Origin of the sequence: Zhengella mangrovi (assembly GCF_002727065.1) — a bacterium.
Taxonomy (GTDB): domain Bacteria; phylum Pseudomonadota; class Alphaproteobacteria; order Rhizobiales; family Rhizobiaceae; genus Zhengella; species Zhengella mangrovi.
Genome location: NZ_PDVP01000057.1, coordinates 1 through 1,205, shown reverse-complemented (window position 1 = coordinate 1,205; position 1,205 = coordinate 1). Strand labels below are relative to the sequence as shown.

Annotated in this window: 1 protein-coding gene; it reads left to right on the top strand. The window is 60.4% G+C overall.

All coding sequences use genetic code 11. The features are described 5' to 3' along the window. The first annotated feature begins 67 nt into the window (after positions 1–67). A protein-coding gene (locus tag CSC94_RS23950; protein WP_099308859.1) for an IS3 family transposase occupies positions 68–1,179 on the top strand; the annotation gives its coding sequence in 2 pieces (ribosomal slippage) (positions 68–323 and positions 323–1,179; 1,113 coding nt in all). Positions 1,180–1,205: the final 26 nt, after the last annotated feature.

Below are 1,205 nucleotides of genomic sequence, written 5' to 3'. Positions count from 1 at the left end.
GGTGACCTGCTCCCCTGAGATGTCCCCGATTTTAGGTTAGCCTGTTCCTGGAATAAGGAGACAGGCAATGAAGCGATCACGGTTCTCGGAAGAACAGATCATCGGCATCTTGAAGGAGCATCAGGCCGGGATTTCGGCGGGTGATCTGTGTCGCAAGCACGGGATCAGCGACGCCACATTCTACACCTGGCGCAAGAAGTACGGCGGCATGGAAGTGTCGGAAGCCAAACGCCTGAAGGCTTTGGAGGAGGAGAACGCGAAGCTGAAGAAGCTGCTGGCGGAGCAGATGATGGACGTGGCAACACTCCGCGAGATGCTCGGAAAAAACTTCTGACGCCCGGTTCGAGGAGGAATGCCGTGAGCTGGGCTATTGAAGAGAAGAGCTACTCGCAGCGCCGCGCATGTGCCTTGGTGGGCATGGCGCCGCGCGTCTACCGCTACACATCCACTCGACCGGACGACAAGGAACTTCGACAGCGTCTGCGGGAGTTGTCATCCGAGCGACGGCGGTTTGGGTACCGGCGTCTGCACCTGCTGCTGAAGCGGGAGGGCGTCGAAGTGAACTGGAAGCGTCTCTATCGCATCTACAAGGAAGAACGGTTGACCGTGCGCAAGCGGGGCGGACGCAAGCGAGCCCTGGGCACGCGGGCCCCGATGGCGATCCCACAGGATTCGAACCAGCGCTGGAGCCTCGACTTCGTGTCAGACACGCTGGTCGATGGACGCCGCTTCCGCATCCTGTGCGTGATCGATGACTTCAGCCGGGAATGCCTGGCGACGGTCGTAGACAATTCGCTATCCGGCGAACGTGTCGCCCGCGAACTGGATGCCATCGCAGAACGCCGTGGCTACCCCTGCATGGTGGTCAGCGACAATGGGACGGAACTGACATCGAACGCCATGCTCGCCTGGCAGCAGGATCGCGGTGTCGAGTGGCACTACATCGCGCCTGGCAAACCGATGCAAAACGGGCTGGTGGAAAGCTTCAACGGGCGCCTGCGGGACGAGTGCCTCAATGAGCATCTGTTCCGGAGCTTCCGTCATGCCCGCGAGATCATCGACGCGTGGCGCCTCGACTACAATCTGCACCGCCCACACACGAGCCTCAATGGGCTCACACCGAACGAATTCGCAACCCGGTCCGCAAGGGACCACAACGTGAACAGGGCTAGCCTATGAATGAGTACATTCAGGGGAGCAGGTCA